This is a genomic window from Shewanella avicenniae, from assembly GCF_017354945.1.
Taxonomy (GTDB): Bacteria; Pseudomonadota; Gammaproteobacteria; order Enterobacterales; family Shewanellaceae; genus Shewanella; species Shewanella avicenniae.
Window position 1 is genome coordinate 3,609,377 of the sequence record NZ_CP071503.1, and the last position, 16,032, is coordinate 3,625,408.

Here is a 16,032-nt window from a genome sequence, read left to right on the forward strand (position 1 = left end):
AAATGAAATTGAACGCAATTGTACTGGCGATGACCACCGCAATCGCAGCATTAGCCCTGACGGGCTGTGGTGATGACGGCGAGAACGGCGCAGTAGGTGCCACCGGCCCTGCGGGTCAAAATGGCACCAATGGTCAAAACGGTAATGATGGCCGTGACCACACCGCCGTGAATCAATGGTTCACTCAAGGCCAAGCCACAGTAGCTAACGCCAGCGAAACCTCGGTCAGCGATCCTAAAGGCCGCGCCAAAAATATCATTCTGTTTGTGGGTGATGGTATGGGCGTGTCAACCTTGACGGCAGCGCGCATTTATCAAGGGCAACAACGCGGCGAAAGCGGCGAAGAAAACCGCCTGAGCTTTGAAACATTCCCATACTCTGGTTTGGTTAAAACCTATTCATCAAACCAACAAACACCAGACTCAGCACCGACTATGTCGGCAATTGTGTCCGGTGTAAAAACCAAAGACGGCATTATTTCGGTCAGTGATGCGGCCATTCGTGGCAACTGCACCAGCGGTCAAGGTAACGAAGTGATGTCAGCGCTGGAGCTGGCAGAAATCGCCGGCATGAGCACAGGTGTGGTATCAACGGCGCGTTTAACCCACGCCACCCCTGCAGCGACTTACTCACACTCAGTTGAGCGTAACTGGGAATCGGATCGCGATATGCCGCAAGCCGCATTGGATGCAGGTTGCCACGATATCGCCTCACAGCTGATTGATTTCCCATACGGCGATGGTATTGAAGTCGCGCTCGGTGGTGGTCGTAGCTACTTCATGCCGAACACAGTCACAGACCCAGAATACGCCCGCGCAGGTCGTCGGAACGATGGCCGCAATCTCACCACCGAGTGGACCAGCAAATACAGCGATGGTGCCTATGTGTGGAACCGTGAGCAGTTCTTAGCGGTAGATACCTCGACCACTCACCATCTGTTAGGTTTGTTTGAAAACTCGCATATGCAATACGAAGCCGACCGCGCTGATGACGCTGCTGGTGAGCCTTCACTGGCAGAAATGACCAGTCGCGCATTGGATGTGCTCAAGCAAAACGACAAAGGCTACTTCTTGATGGTTGAAGCAGGTCGTATCGACCATGCGCACCACGCTGGTAACGCATCTCGCGCTCTGCAAGACACTGTGGCGCTATCTGAAGCGGTACGTGTAGCGATGGAAAAAGCGGATAACGACACACTGATCCTAGTCACTGCCGACCACAGCCACGTATTTACCATCGCCGGTTATCCTGTGCGAGGTAACCCAATCCTTGGTTTGGTTCGCGGTGTAGATGATAGCGGTGAAGCCGCAGCCACCTATACCACCGACAGCAACGGGATGCCGTATACCACCTTAGGTTACGCTAACGGTCCAGGATTTGGTTTTGGTAGCGATGCGATGAATACCGATAGCTATCGTCCAGATCTGAACCTATACAACGTCACTGACGTGGACTATCGCCAAGAAGCAACTGTGCCGATGGACAGTGAAACTCACGCGGGTGAAGACGTAGCCGTGTATGCACGTGGTCCTGGTGCTCAGTTGGTCACCGGTTCAGTCGAGCAAAACTTGCTGTTCCACGTGATGAACTACGCTGGCGATTTGGCTGCTCGTGCCGAAGCGAATCAAAACTAAGTAAGTAGGTGATGGCCACCGCTGATGCTCAAAATGCATGACGGATTGAGCCACTGAGTAGCGGCCATCACTTTTGGAGTTTTTATGAAATTTTCACATTCAATCTGCGCTTTATTCACCCTGCTGAGTTGTAGCACCTTTGCGGCGAACGATACGCAAAGTCTGCCAGTTTGCCCAACCACCTCACATCAACTGAGCCACAACGACACGTTTGGGGTGCAGTACCAACTTTCAGGCGCACAGCACGGCACGCTGCAACTGCTGCGTAGCCAAGCACAAACCGCTTACTACAATCCAGAAAATGGCGTGGCCGAATGGTGGAATTTCGCAATTGCAGATCATCCAAGTTTTATCCGTGTATTTGCCAAGCATCAACGTCGTATCGACTATTACACGGGCGATCTACGCACCCTGAATATCAAGGTGTCGCAAGCTGAAATGGAAAGCTTTGCCACCGCGCAACTGCTAAAACAACTGAGCCACAAAGGCCCAGCGACCTGCGACGGCAGCCAAGTTTATGAAGGTGATGTGAAACAGATGCACTATCGCGTGATATGGAGTGATGAACTTGGTTTACCGTTAGAACTCAGCATTACCCACAACGGCCAAACCAAACAATGGCAAGCACAAAAGCTGATCCCCGCCAATGAAGTTGAGCTGACCTTAAGCCGTTGGCAACAGTTTAGCGATACCGATTACGCCGACATTGGCGATAATGAAACCGACCCGTTTTTGGCACAGATGATCAACCAAGGCTTTGTTGAGCACAGCGAACATGCCGTGTATGACAGCAAGGGCAAGCCAATGCATGGCGAGCATATCCATTAAGCACTTGTCGCGGTAACAGTCAAAAACGCTTATAAAAACATAACGCCGGATAAATCCGGCGTTATTAGTTCTCACTACCAGTGCACTATTTCGCTTTGTCCGACAGCAACAAGGCTTGTTGCAATTCAGGCAGATGAATCATGCTTAGCAGCTCTTTGCGCTTAGTGCTATTGGCCACCAGCCAACGTTTTCCCAAAAACAGAATAAACTGCTTCAAGCCGTTAGGTTGTGATTCATCGGCGGGCATATCTTGCTTCAACACCATAGTGCAGAATTCAGCGGGATACCCCCACAGCGTCAGCATATATGCACTCACCAGCGCACTATTTTCCAGTGACAACAACGAGTGTTCCGCGGTTAACACCAACGCCGTACTGGATGCGGTGGCATTCTGCAAGCGGGCGTGTTCCTCACAATATTGTTGCGTGGCTACAATTAACCGCCCTAAGCCACTTAACATGGCGGCCGCGAACAGCTCATCAACATGATCCGCAGGCAGATCGAGGTACTCAGCAATATGTCGAGATAACCGCGCATGTGCCAAAGCAGATTCGTTAATGCAACGCAGCTGCTCCTCCGGCAAGCGACAGCTCAGCGTGGTATCCACCAACATTGAGATAATAATTGCCTCGGTCAGCTTAGAACCAAGGCGCATTATCGCTTCGAAAATTGACGTGGTCTTACGGCCAAAGCCAAAAAATGCTGAGTTGGCATACTGCAACAACTTGCCACTCAACACTGAATCTTGTGAAATCAGTTCCGCGAGATCTTCAATATCGAGTTCGGGATCGTTCAGAATTCGCTTAAATTGGATCAGCAATTGCGGCATAGCCGGCAACTCCTGCAAACACCCTAATATTTGACGCTCCGCCGCCGTAAACGGCAGCAGCTTTAAACGCTCGGCACAGCTAAACAGGTAAACCAGATCTTGCTCTTTATAAGGCTTACCAATCATAAAATGACTACAGTGATACAAGCTTTCAAGCACTGCGGGTGAGGTGTCGCCAGTCAGCAATACCCGAATAGCAGACGGCATTTTCTCACGCACTTGTTTAAGTAGTTCATTCCCTCGAATACCTGGCATCACATAATCACACACCACAATATCCACCGGCTGTTTGCAGCTGGCTTGCCATTGAGTAGGTTCGGTCGACAGGTAGATACGCCACTCTGGTCTGATCCGCCGCGCAGCGCGTTGCAGAGCTTTTAACACTAACGGGTCATCATCAACAAAGAGTACCGTCAAGGGCTCCATACTCTTCTCCAACAGTAGTGACAGCTGAGAAATTTAGCCACGATGAATTAGGCGGCTATCAACTTGATAATACGAAGTTTACAACATAAATTTAATTCGTGAGGTTAATTCGCGGCTTTTACAGGGTAGACATAATGCCTAATCAAGAAAATGAACCCCAAGCCACCATCCTATGCGTTGACGATGAGCGCAGTATTCTCAAATCATTACAACGATTATTCGTAGGCAAACCCTATCAGGTCAAGTTAGCTGATAGCGGTCAAGCTGCGCTTAAAATCATGGAAGAACAGCAGGTACAAGTGATTATCAGTGACATGCGGATGCCACAAATGAGCGGTGCCCAGTTTTTAAGTGAAGCCGCCAAAATGCAGCCGAACTCCTATCGCATCTTGATGACGGGTTATGCGGACTTGGCCTCTACTGTCGCCGCAATCAACATCGGTAAAATTCATCGCTACGTGCAAAAGCCATGGGATAACGCGGAGCTGATTGAGTTAGTAGAAGACGGCCTCAGCTATTTTCGGCTGCTGATGGCCAACAAGCAGCTAACCGCCAAAGTCGCACGGCAAAACACGCAACTTAAAGAACTCAATCAAAACCTTGAAGCGGTGGTCGACCAGCGCACTAAACAGCTGATACGAACGATCAATCAAGTCAAAACCCTGCTCGCCGATCGTGAAACAGAAAATAGCGCCATTTTGGAAGTGCTATACAACATCATCAGTATCAATCCGCAGTTAAGCGGTGACTACGCGCGGCATGTATCACACACTGCAGCCGAATTGGCCAGAATGGCTAAGTTGGACCAAGAGCGCTGCCATGTCATCGGACAAGCCGGGCTTTACTGTGAGTTAGGTAAACTCAGTTTTCCGACCCAGATGCTCGAAAAACCGGTTCATAAAATTGCCGGTGCTGAGTTGAACTCCTATTTAACCCACCCGCAAATGGCAGAAGATATGTTACGCCCGGCGGTTCATCTGCAAGCCATGTCAGATATCATTGCCTATCAATACGAAAAATATAATGGCAGCGGCACGCCGAAACAACTCAGTGGCAAGACAATTCCAGTCGGCTCACGTATTCTCGCAGTCGCGCGCGATTTTTGGGCGCTCGTGTTCCAACAGTTAAACCCAAAAGAAATGAGCCATGAAGAGGCCTACGAGTTTTTAAAACGGCAACAAGGCGTAGTCTATGACCCTGATATCATCAAATTACTGGGTATGATGCTTGCGAACACGAGCAAGGTAGCAGAACCTGAGATGAATAATGAAGGACGTCCTCTCGACCAAGTTGCTATCGGGATGAAGTTGAAGCGCAATCTCTACAACAGCCGACAAATGCTGATGCTACCCAAAGGTCATGTGATCACCCAAGAATCGATAGATCATTTACGCCAGTATCTACTAAGCCACCGAGAAATATTACGATTAGACGTGGAGTAAACTTGCGCTCGGTTAACCACAGCCATCACGTTCAACGTGGCAAGCCGCCACGTTTTTATCGTTATTAGGAGGAGGTCATTGCTGCCAAAGAGGCCTTTTTCTCTCGTTCTATTACGTGCGCTTCTGTTAAGAAGGGCAGATAAATATCAAAAGTGGTACCCACACCTTTCTCGCTAGTCACCTTCATTTCGCCTTCATGCTTTTGCACAATTGAATAAGAAAGTGACAATCCCAGTCCAGTACCGCTGCCAACCGGCTTGGTAGTAAAGAAAGGATCGAAAATCTTATCAAGATGCTTTTTCTCAATCCCCGAACCAGTATCGCGAATCGACACCACTACACCATCTTCACAGCGTTTAACACTAACGTAGATATCGCCTTTCTCATCAATCGCTTGGGCAGAGTTCACCAACAGATTCATAAACACTTGGTTGAGTTGCATTGGCTGACAATAAATTTCTGGCAAGTTAGCATCGTAATCACGATGAACTTCCACTTTGTATTTCAGCTGGTTACTGACAATTTTCAGGGTATTTTCCATCCCTTCCGTTAGATCTGAGTATTGCCAATCACTATTATCGACATGAGAAAACGACTTGAGGTTTCTAACAATCGCAGCCACCCGCTCCGCCCCTTCCAACGACTCATTGACTAAATCGATAATATCTTCCTTGATGAATGCATATTGCTGCCGTTCTAAAAAATCCGACTTAAGCTGTTTGTAGGTGGTTGAAGCAGATTTATCGATCACCTTTTCGGTGAACTCAATAATTTTAATGAGATTGCCAACATAGTCTTGCAGACTCTGTAGGTTAGAGTTGATAAAGCCGATGGGGTTATTAATTTCGTGTGCCACGCCCGCAGCCAACTGACCGATCGAGGCCATCTTTTCTGCTTGTAGCAACTGGCCTTGCGCCATTTCTAATTTTTTAATTAAGGCGCGCTGCTCAGCGTGTTCCGTTTCAAGTTGTTCAGATAACGCTTTTTGCGCATTAAAGTATCCTGCAAGCGCGGTCACATCATGCAAGATCAAACAAATGGACTGTACCTCGCCGTTTTCGATATCCAGCGGAACAATCTCCATATTTTGATACATCATGGTTTCTTCGCCGGTGATCGGGCGGCTACTTTTGAACTTGAAGATATGTGGCCGATGCTGCCAGTAGGAAAAGCTCGGATTGTTAAGTACAAACACGCTATTTAGCTTCTTTTTCAAAAAACGTGCTTCGTCTTTAAACAATTCAAGAATGTTTTGCCCTGCAGCTTGTTCAACAGGAATATCCATTCGATCCGCAAAAAAACTGTTCCAATAACGAATATTGAACTCTCTATCGAGTACACAAATACCTAACGGTAATTTATCTACTAACGCGCTGCAGCCGAGTACATCTACCATTTGGTTACTCCAACAGCGAATTCAGACGTTCTATCAGGCTTTGTACTGAATGTTCTTCTAAACAGATCAAGACATTAGAGCGGAATTCAGATTGTTCAACATTAAATTCCACTTCCATCAACAAGGCACTGTCCCAGCGAAATTGATCGGTTTTTTCAGCAGTCGGAAAATAGGATGTTGGCATACTGAGGTTAGCTTTCAGTCCAAGTTGCTCAGTAAACCCTTTTAAACAAGCTCCCGCCAAAATGTTAGCCAACTCCAGCATGAGTTCTTCGGTGGCGGATTCATCCAGCGGCAAGTCATAGTCCATCAAGGATGCAATTGCATCTGCACCATCTTTAGATAACAAGGTTATCACTTCGCCGTGAAGTCCACCCAAAAACGATTGACGGGTAAACCAATTCACATCCGTTGATTCAAAAATACGCGCAAACTCTTCCGGCGTTACCGACACAATATGAGGAATCGACAGAGTTATCTTAGTCTCAATCAGCTTGGCCAACTCATTGGCGGCTTGCCCCATTGAGATATTCATTAACTCCTGCAACACATCACGCTGATCCTCGCCGAGATGTGCTTTCATATCAGCCCCACCTCTAACAAGGCCTGACGGAGTTCATCGGCTGCGAGGGGTTTTTTCAAAAAACGATAGGCTCCGAGTGAGTTCACTAACTCTACTGCTTCTGGCTGAATATCGGCGCTGATAACAATCACCACGGTTTTATTGTGATGTTCGTTGAGGTACTGCAATACTTGAAAACCATCCATTTCAGGCATGGTGAGATCTAGAAATAACACATCTGCTAGACCGGCTTTCACAGCATCGATGGCCTCTTTACCGTTCGAGGCCTCGTGCACAGTCACATCCCAGTCGGGAGGCAAAGCGCGCCGAACGGTTTTTCGAGAAAAGGCCGAATCATCGGCTATGGTGACAGGGACCGGCATAGTTTCTCCTTGTGAGAGTTGGGAAAACCTTTTTGCTCTGTTAAAAAGTATTTTCGCGACTTGCTAGTTTGTCAAAGAAACTGCCTTATACCTTTTGATATTGACTTGAGATTTAATGAGTTAAGCAGAGTTAGTTATCGCCATTGGCAAGCTTTACGACATTACTAGCCCGAAAGTATCGCTCAGCAAATAGCGCCGCAGGTACAGGTTTAGAAAAGTGAAAACCTTGGTAAAAATCGCAGCCGAACATCAGCAAATACTGCTTCTCAGCCTCAGATTCAATCCCTTCCGCCACCGTGGTTAACTCCATGGTGTTGGATAACGAAATAATCGCATTCACTATGCCCTGCTTCTTGGCATCGGTATCAATATCGGTCACGAAAGCGCGATCAATCTTGAGCGTATCAATAGGGAAATCAAAAAGATAAGACATACTTGAATAGCCAGTACCAAAGTCATCAATGGCAATACTCACCCCTAATGCTTTTAATGCTCGCAAGGTGGAGACGGTGTACTCAAGATCGCCCATCGCTACTCGTTCAGTAATTTCCAACTCCACCAATGCCGCTGGCACTTGATAGCTTTGCAGCAGATATTGCAACTCCTCGACAAACTGTGGCCGTTGGAACATGGGCAATGACATGTTTAGCGCAATGGGTTTGACATCAAACCCTTGGCGACACCACTCACCGAGCTGGGTGACGACCGCGCACAGCACCCAACGATCAATCTGCACAATTTGCCCTGACTCTTCCGCTTGCGGAATAAACTCAGCCGGAGAGATGGCGCCACGTTCAGGGTGATACCAACGCACCAGCGCCTCAGCACCAACAACGACATTGTCAAAAATGCGCACTTTGGGCTGATAATGCAGCACAAATTCGTTATTTTCGATGGCGCGGGCTAAATCATATTTGAGCCTAAATTTGGCCATCGCTTGGGTCTGCATCTCAGCAGAGAAAAAGGCGTAGGTTGCTCGGCCTGCAGCCTTAGCACGATACATTGCCGCGTCAGCATTTCCCACAATCTGATCGAGAGTTGCACCGTCAGTTCCAGAAATCGCAATACCGATACTACAACCAATATTGACCGTTTGTTGACCGATGTTAAATGGACTACTGATGGCATTAATGAGCCGCTCCGCTTGCTCAACCGTTGACGCTGAATCGTATTGGCTCAACAGTAAAAATTCATCACCGCTAAAACGAAACAGCCATTCAATCGGGGTTAACAACCGCTGTAAACGTAAAGCGACGGCTTTAAGTACCTCATCACCAAATTGGTGCCCCATGGCATCATTGACGTGTTTAAAGTCATCTAAGTCAATAAACAACACCGCAAGTTGTTTGCCACGCTCATGCACCTGCTCCACTACATCACCAAATTGCTGCTTTAAGCTATTGCGGTTTGCCAGCCCGGTTAAGGTATCAAAGTTAGCAAGACGGCGGGCGTTTTCAGTCGCATGCCATTGCGCGGTTGTATCTTCCATCACCGCAATAAAATGCTCGGCCTCACCCAATTCATTGCGCACCTCTGAAATAGTGCCGCGCTGAATATACAGCTCACCATTTTTCTTTTTATTCCAAAACTCGCCAGACCAATGACCGTGTTGCTGCAGTTGCCGCCACAGCTTTTCATAAAATGCATCATCTTGGCGGCCAGATCTTAACATCCGCGGGTTTTTCCCAATCACTTCCTCGAGGCTGTAGCCTGTAATGCGACAAAATGCTGGATTGACTTTGATGATTTGGCCGTGCAGATCGGTGATAACAATCGACTCTTGACCGCATTCAAACACTTCGTTGATGAGCTTAAGCTGCTGCCGACTTTCTAATGCATTCAACGCAAAGCTGATGGTTTTTACCAGCTTTTCAAACAGTGCGGTTACCGCTTCATCAAACACAAACGCCGTAGAATCAAATACTGTCAATACCGCATAGAGCTTGCCTTGCTTATAAATCGGAAAGGCATAAATCTGCTTGTAGGAACAGCTATGGTCACAGTTGCGGCAGATCTGGGCATTGTTGAACGATTGAAAACCGGAATGCTCAGTCAAACGCTGAGGATCAACCACTAAGGACAGCCCAGTTTCGATACATTTATTCGCTGGATAGATGTATAGCTGCGATACCTTGGCTTCGCGTTGTTCTAACTGGTTTTGCTCATCAAAGGAACACACCGCAATACTGGTTTGTTCGAGACCAATCTTATGGGTCACGATGCGGCAAACTTTTTCAAAGACTTCAGCTTCTGAAAAATTATCACCCACCATCTCTTGGTTAATCGCACTTAAGGCTTCATACATCCGCTTGCTGCGACGCATCCGGTTAAAGGTACGATAACGTTCGCTGAGCAATGACGAAATAAGCAGGTTAAGACTATGAATCGATAGGATCAGCAGCGCTAAAAGCAGGTAATTGTGTACGCCTTTGGCGCGTAGCAAGGTTATCTGTACCTGCTCAAACTGGTAAACAGTAAGTAGCGCTGAACTCACTAACATCCACGCATTGAAACGCAGAGAAAATTTGACCGCAAAGAAGCCAAACATCGGCACAAAAATAAAGCTTTCGGGCGGTACGCCATGCTCTCGAATCCAACTGTCGTTAAACACGGCGAGAATCAATCCAATCGCCAAACACCACAGCAATAGATTGAGATAGTTAGATACTGCGGGCTTGCGGTTAGTCACCCGCATCAACAGGATTAGTGAGCTAAATAATACTGACGACAGTGCCAAATTACTGAACCAGTAACCCCATTGCAGTGAAAAAACGACAGTCTCAGACGGCAGCACCACGGCCGGCAAAAATGCCAATAGCGCACTGGGCACCACACAGCCAAGAAACAGAAAATTAAACGCTACTTCCATGCGTTCAAAGTTTTGGCTTTCCCAATGAAAGATGCGAAATAGAAAGAAGCCCACCATGCCTTGCAACCAATAGCTCAGCGAGAGGATGACGGCATCTGCAAGTCGATGTTGGTAGAGAGTGAGATTGAGCAATAAGCTAAGGATTAGTATGCCAAAGATAAAAAAGCCATCTTTGACCATAGGGCGAGGTAACATCAACATCACCGCGACGACCATAGCACCTGCAGGGTCGATAACTGCCAAGGCATTGGGATGTGCAAAAAAACTGGCCACTAATATCGAAATTAGACCATAAAGCAGTACCCAAGGGGCACGATATTCTTGAAACATTTGGCTCAAGTTTAGCGTGAGCTTGTCCAAGCGATTTCTCATAGTTGCATCACTAGCGATTCACATTTTCCAGCGATAAGTGAATAGCTGACTCCATTAATTTGATACAGGTTCGTCCTTGTAAAAACATCCCTCAAAAGGACATGAGTTGTCGGTGCCAAACAGAGCTTACCAAGCTGAGGACAGATCGATGCTATGAGATATTTAGTTAAGGCTCAATTAATAGACAATGGAAATTCTGGATCTGCTAGAAAGATCACGCAGTTATCAAACATCTGGAGCAATAAAGCATGACAACCTTGATTTATTGTACGTAATTCATATTTACTGTTCTGTGATAAAAACGAACAAATGGTCATAATTCAGTGATATCACGGGCAACATCTTCTAATGAGATGATCCGCCCTACAGCGCCCATCTCGATCGCTTCTTTTGGCATACCAAATACCACGCAACTGGCTTCATCCTGAGCAATGGTGTCTGCGCCTGCACTGCGCATTTGCTTGAGACCTCGCGCGCCATCATCCCCCATGCCAGTCAGGATATAACCCGCAGCATCTTTGCCTGCAACCGTTGCAACCGATCGAAACAACACATCAACAGATGGCTTATGACGATTTACCAGTGGACCATTGATCACTTTTACACTATATCGAAAACCTGTTTTGACAAGCTGCATATGACGACCACCGGGGGCAATCAAAGCTCGCCCGGGCATCAGTAGGTCATTATCTTCCGCCTCTTTTACTTCAATCTGACACAGGGTGTTGAGTCGTTGAGCAAACATTGCGGTAAATTTTTCTGGCATGTGCTGCACAATAACAATCCCCGGCACATCAACCGGTAATGCAACCAAAATTCTTTCCAACGCCTGCGTTCCCCCCGTAGAGGTACCAATTGCAACAACATTACGTTTATGTGGTTTCGCGGCTATGTTAGGTACAGGTTGCGGCTTTGACTGAGGAGGTCTGACGGCTGCTTTCACAATATTTTTTAATCGTGCCGAGGCTGCGGCCTTAACCACACTCACCACATCATTGGCGCTATCTAGCAAAAAGCTTTTGAGCCCCATCTTGGGTTTAGTAATCACCCCAAAAGCCCCTATCGCCATTGCTTTTAACGTGACATCAGCGCCTTGCTCTGCAAGTGTTGAACAAATAATTACCGGGGTAGGACGCTGCTGCATAATTTTCTGCAAAAAGGTGATGCCGTCCATTCGCGGCATTTCAATGTCTAGCACAACGACATCTGGCCATTCTTTTTCCATTCGGCGCATCGCAAAAATCGGATCAGCAACCGACGACACCGTGGCAATAGCTGCATCCGCCAGTAACAACTCGGTCATGACCTGACGCACTACCGCAGAGTCATCCACGATAAGGACATTGATCCCCGCACTACCCTTTGCTAGCAACATATTCCACCATCAGTGTCATCAGTTTGCTTTACCGTATTGCACCCAAACGTTTCCCGTCGCCAATTCAAAAACAATTTTACGATAGCGACGACCACCCACATCTTCCGCTTTAATACTAAATCCTGATTTCACAATTTGCGTACGCCCGTAACAGATATTAGCATCCGCTACGTTCAACTCTGGATGATATTTGTCTTGTAGACGTATGACATGACTGCCGCCGAACATTTTTACCTGAAAATCTGAAGGCTTATGGCCAGCGCTCTCGATCTGTTCAATAAAGAAGTTAATTGCATCGCTGCCATAGTAGCCGATGGGATGATGGCCATTTTTTACGTAGTTATCTCGATTAGGCAGCAAGAAGTGGCACATTCCACCGACTTTTAATCTCGGGTGCCAAAACGTCAACGCGACACAGGAACCAAGCAGGGTATGTACCACCAAATTAGATTCATGCCACTCAAAATGCAGTTCCGCGGGTTGCAATACAATGCGTCGATGACCATTAACGCCTGGATATCCTTTCATAGCGATTATCCAGCGATATAAACAGAAGGCCGTATTAACGTCAGCTTGTCGCTAATCCCATTTAAACTTTCAGCATGCCCGATTAACAGATGGCCACCGGGCTTAAGGTGCCGCAACACATTTTCTACAACATGAGTTTTTGACTGCAAATCAAAATAAATCATTACGTTACGAAGAAACACCAAATCAAAGCTACCTAAACTTTCCGGCGGTTGTTGCAAGTTAGCTTGACTGAAATGCACATGCCGACGTAACTCTTGTTTGATTTTAAACGTGCCTGCTTTAGCACCTGCACCTTTTAAACAATATTGATGCAACATCGCAGTGGGAATATGGTCTATTCTTGTGAGCGGATAGACCCCTTTACTGGCTCGCTCAATCACCTCCACGTTGATATCGGTGCCAATAATTTCCCACAAACCGCTATGATGGGTCGCCAACTCCATTGCGAGGGAATATGCCTCTTCTCCGGTAGAACTCGCAGCACTCCAACAACGTAATTTACGCCCTTGTTTTAAAGGTAAAATCACTTCACGAATAAAATCGAAATGCGCGATTTCCCGAAAAAAGAAAGTCTCGTTAGTGGTTAATAGATTAAGCGCTTTTTGCCGTTCAGTGACCGACAATGGATGCTTATGATTCGCAATAATATCAAGATATTGGTGAAAGCTAGTCAGGCGTAATTCGCGCAGACGACTACCTAACCGGCTGGTCACTAATGCTTTTTTGTTATCTGATAAACGAATACCAGCGATGTCATACACCCAACGACTGATCTGCTCAAACTCCTTATCTCGCAGCTCAATGGGTGTATATCCCGTGAGATTCACAGGCGTGGCAGTCATTAAGATAATCCTTCATCCATGGCCATATCTCGCACCTGTTCCATCAACGCCATCTCTTCAATGGATAGCACTCTGTCTTCAGCAAGAATGATGACAAAGTCATCGTCGATCTTACCCATGGCCTTGATAAAGTCCGTACGAATACTTGCGCCAAAACTAGGTGTACTGCGTAAGTTATCGCCTTCAATTTCAAGTACTTCGGACACACTATCGACCATGACACCAATAACTTGTTCGGTGTCTTCGTGTTTTATCTCAACAATCACAATACACGTGCGACGAGTGACAGTGCCAGCCAATAATCCAAAGCGATTGGCTAAGTTCACGACAGGAATCACCTCGCCACGAAGATTGATAACCCCCTCGATAAACGCCGGCATCATGGGCACTTTCGTCACTTTGCCATATTCCAAAATCTCTTTTACATGCAAAATACCAAAGGCATAGAGCTCTTGATTCAGGAAGAAGGTCAAATACTGCGACGTTTGATCATAATTAGCATAATTCGCCTCAGCCACTGACTGCTTTGCCGGCACCAGACTTTTACTGCGATTACTCTGTGTCATGAGTGCCTCCTAAAAGCGAACATACTCTCCGTCAACATCATCGTTTTCTTCTATTAAAGATTTGGAAGAAACCTTGTGCTTGGCGGTAGCCACTTTAATCGCTTGCCGATTACGTCCTTGAGCCGTCTTAAAGAAGGTCATAAGCTGCTGCAATTGTTGCGCTTGGCTACTCATCTCTTCGGCTGTTGACGCCAACTCTTCCGAGGCAGATGCACTTTGTTGAGTAATGCTATTAAGCTGTTCCATCGCTTGATTGATTTGTGTAGCACCAGTGGATTGCTCGATAGATGCGGCACTGATTTCTTGCACCAAATCTGACGTACGTTCGATAGACGGCACCATTTCTTGTAACAACTTGCCAGCTTGTTCAGCTAACCCAACGCTGTTTTTGGCCACTTCGCCTATCTCTTGTGACGCAATCTGACTGCGCTCGGCTAGCTTACGAACTTCAGCAGCAACCACGGCAAATCCTTTACCGTGTTCACCTGCTCGTGCCGCTTCAATCGCCGCATTTAACGCTAACAAGTTGGTTTGATAGGCAATGTCGTCAATAATGCCAATCTTTTCGGCAATGGATTTCATGGCGGAAACCGTTTTCTCTACCGCCGATCCACCTTCACGAGCCTCTTTCGCAGCCTTTGATGCCATACCATCAGTTACTTTGGCATTTTCCGTATTTTGTTCAATTGACGCTGACATCTGCTCAACCGATGAAGTCGTTTCTTCAACACTTGCCGCTTGTTCGCTCGCGCCTTGGCTTAACGACTGCGAAGTGGCAGATACTTCTTCTGAGGCCGATGCAAGCGCATCACTGGCACTATTAACGTCACCGACAATCTGCGATAGCTTGCGCACCATGTTTTGGATGTTCGCCACAAGGCTGGTTTGATCATTTTCACGCAGATCAAACTTCACGGTTAAGTCACCTTCAGAGATATCTTTGACCAATGCCGCAGCATAATTTGGCTCACCGCCTATCTGCAGTAGTACCGAGCGCGTGATGATGTACCCAACAATTATCCCCAGTATCAAGGCGATCGCGCTGACGGTTAACAACAACCATTGAGCCCTGTCATTCGACGCCACTAGTTGAGGACCAAGCGCATCTTGCTGGCTCTTAATTTCTGAGGTCAATTCCTGTAAAAGACTGGCGATGTTTCTGCCACCGGTAGTCAATTGATTATCCATCAAGCTATTGCGCTGATTGATGGTTTCTACTAGGTCGTTGAACGTTTTAATATAAAGGTCACTGGACGCTTCAATACCGCGCAAGATTTCTTTCTCTTCGGCAGAGGTCATTAGCGATTCCAATTGGCGTAGGTCACCGTCAAATTTCATGTGTTCGCTCTCAACTCGCTGTACGTTTTCGTCAACGTTTTCGTCAAGAAACTTTACAACGTATAAACGCATTAACAGCAGATTGCGCAAGGTTGCCCCCACGTTATAAGAAAGTTCTGCATTCGTGGTGTCTTTTGCCGATTTCAACAAGGCTGTCATCCGGCCTTCCATTTCCGGCCCTAGACGATCTAACTGACTTTTTACCAGCGCTTGGCGTTTGTTCGCGAGCGCCACAATTTTGTTAAACGCCTCATCATATAGCCCAAGCTCTTTTTCCATTTGTGCATAAAGTTTAAGCTGAGAGTCCTCAACAACCATCTGCTTCGCATTAGGAATTAACTCCAATAGCTCCGTCCAACGTTGCCGTTGGACTTGCAGTGCTTGTTCAGAAGGTTTTGAATAGTAATAAAGCGTTGCGATGCGCATCGATAGCATATTGGCCTGAATTCTGCCTGCTTCGACAGCATTGCGCGCATAACCTCGATAAGTGTTAAAACCACTATCTGCGGTATACAGCGCATTAAAAGAGATAATCACGGCCAATGTGAGAAGTAGTAACACAATCCCAAATCCGCCCCCGAGTTTTACGCCAAGTTTCATGTTTTTCAGCATATCCCTGTACCTTTTCAAAACCGCTGT

The 16,032-nt window shown here is 46.9% G+C and carries 13 protein-coding genes; 3 read left to right on the forward strand and 10 right to left on the reverse strand.

What is annotated here, in order from left to right; translation table 11 throughout:
* Window positions 1-2: 2 nt before the first annotated feature.
* Both JYB87_RS15865 and JYB87_RS15870 read left to right on the forward strand, forming a co-directional pair.
* Window positions 3-1,634, forward strand: a complete 1,632-nt coding sequence (locus JYB87_RS15865) for an alkaline phosphatase (protein WP_207354417.1) — start codon at window positions 3-5, stop codon at window positions 1,632-1,634.
* An 84-nt stretch (window positions 1,635-1,718) separates the two neighbouring features.
* Entirely contained in the window at window positions 1,719-2,462 is a 744-nt protein-coding gene (locus JYB87_RS15870; RefSeq protein ID WP_207354418.1) for a hypothetical protein, read from the forward strand.
* Between the two features lie 85 nt (window positions 2,463-2,547).
* Here JYB87_RS15870 and JYB87_RS15875 read toward each other — a convergent pair whose 3' ends face one another.
* Entirely contained in the window at window positions 2,548-3,717 is a 1,170-nt protein-coding gene (locus JYB87_RS15875; protein ID WP_207354419.1) for an HDOD domain-containing protein, read from the reverse strand.
* Between the two features lie 134 nt (window positions 3,718-3,851).
* On the opposite strand from JYB87_RS15875, the gene JYB87_RS15880 reads away from it, so the two are divergent.
* On the forward strand, window positions 3,852-5,159 hold the full coding sequence (locus tag JYB87_RS15880) for an HD domain-containing phosphohydrolase (RefSeq protein WP_207354420.1): 1,308 nt from the start codon (window positions 3,852-3,854) through the stop codon (window positions 5,157-5,159).
* A 64-nt stretch (window positions 5,160-5,223) separates the two neighbouring features.
* Here JYB87_RS15880 and JYB87_RS15885 read toward each other — a convergent pair whose 3' ends face one another.
* The 9 genes from JYB87_RS15885 to JYB87_RS15925 all read right to left on the reverse strand — a co-directional run bounded on the left by JYB87_RS15885 (window position 5,224) and on the right by JYB87_RS15925 (window position 16,005).
* On the reverse strand, window positions 5,224-6,555 hold the full coding sequence (locus JYB87_RS15885; protein ID WP_207354421.1) for an ATP-binding protein: 1,332 nt from the start codon (window positions 6,553-6,555) through the stop codon (window positions 5,224-5,226).
* 4 nt (window positions 6,556-6,559) lie between these two features.
* Window positions 6,560-7,138 (reverse strand): chemotaxis protein CheC, encoded by a 579-nt coding sequence (locus JYB87_RS15890; protein WP_207354422.1) that lies wholly within the window; start codon window positions 7,136-7,138, stop codon window positions 6,560-6,562.
* A complete protein-coding gene (locus JYB87_RS15895) occupies window positions 7,135-7,500 on the reverse strand; it encodes a response regulator (RefSeq protein ID WP_207354423.1) in 366 nt (121 codons plus the stop codon). The genes JYB87_RS15890 and JYB87_RS15895 overlap by 4 nt, the downstream gene beginning before the upstream one ends.
* A 130-nt stretch (window positions 7,501-7,630) precedes the next feature.
* Complete coding sequence (locus JYB87_RS15900) at window positions 7,631-10,741, reverse strand: bifunctional diguanylate cyclase/phosphodiesterase (protein WP_207354424.1); 3,111 nt, start codon at window positions 10,739-10,741, stop codon at window positions 7,631-7,633.
* A 313-nt stretch (window positions 10,742-11,054) separates the two neighbouring features.
* Complete coding sequence (locus JYB87_RS15905; protein ID WP_207354425.1) at window positions 11,055-12,116, reverse strand: protein-glutamate methylesterase/protein-glutamine glutaminase; 1,062 nt, start codon at window positions 12,114-12,116, stop codon at window positions 11,055-11,057.
* Window positions 12,117-12,134: 18 nt separating this feature from the next.
* A complete protein-coding gene (locus JYB87_RS15910; protein ID WP_207354426.1) occupies window positions 12,135-12,644 on the reverse strand; it encodes a chemotaxis protein CheD in 510 nt (169 codons plus the stop codon).
* 5 nt (window positions 12,645-12,649) lie between these two features.
* Complete coding sequence (locus JYB87_RS15915; RefSeq protein WP_207354427.1) at window positions 12,650-13,489, reverse strand: CheR family methyltransferase; 840 nt, start codon at window positions 13,487-13,489, stop codon at window positions 12,650-12,652.
* Window positions 13,489-14,055, reverse strand: coding sequence for a chemotaxis protein CheW (locus JYB87_RS15920; RefSeq protein WP_207354428.1), 567 nt, complete (start codon window positions 14,053-14,055; stop codon window positions 13,489-13,491). Before JYB87_RS15920 ends, JYB87_RS15915 begins: the two co-directional genes overlap by 1 nt.
* Before the next feature lie 9 nt (window positions 14,056-14,064).
* The gene (locus JYB87_RS15925) at window positions 14,065-16,005 is read right to left on the reverse strand and encodes a HAMP domain-containing methyl-accepting chemotaxis protein (protein WP_228729892.1); all 1,941 of its coding nucleotides are present in this window, start codon (window positions 16,003-16,005) and stop codon (window positions 14,065-14,067) included.
* Between the last annotated feature and the right edge of the window lie 27 nt (window positions 16,006-16,032).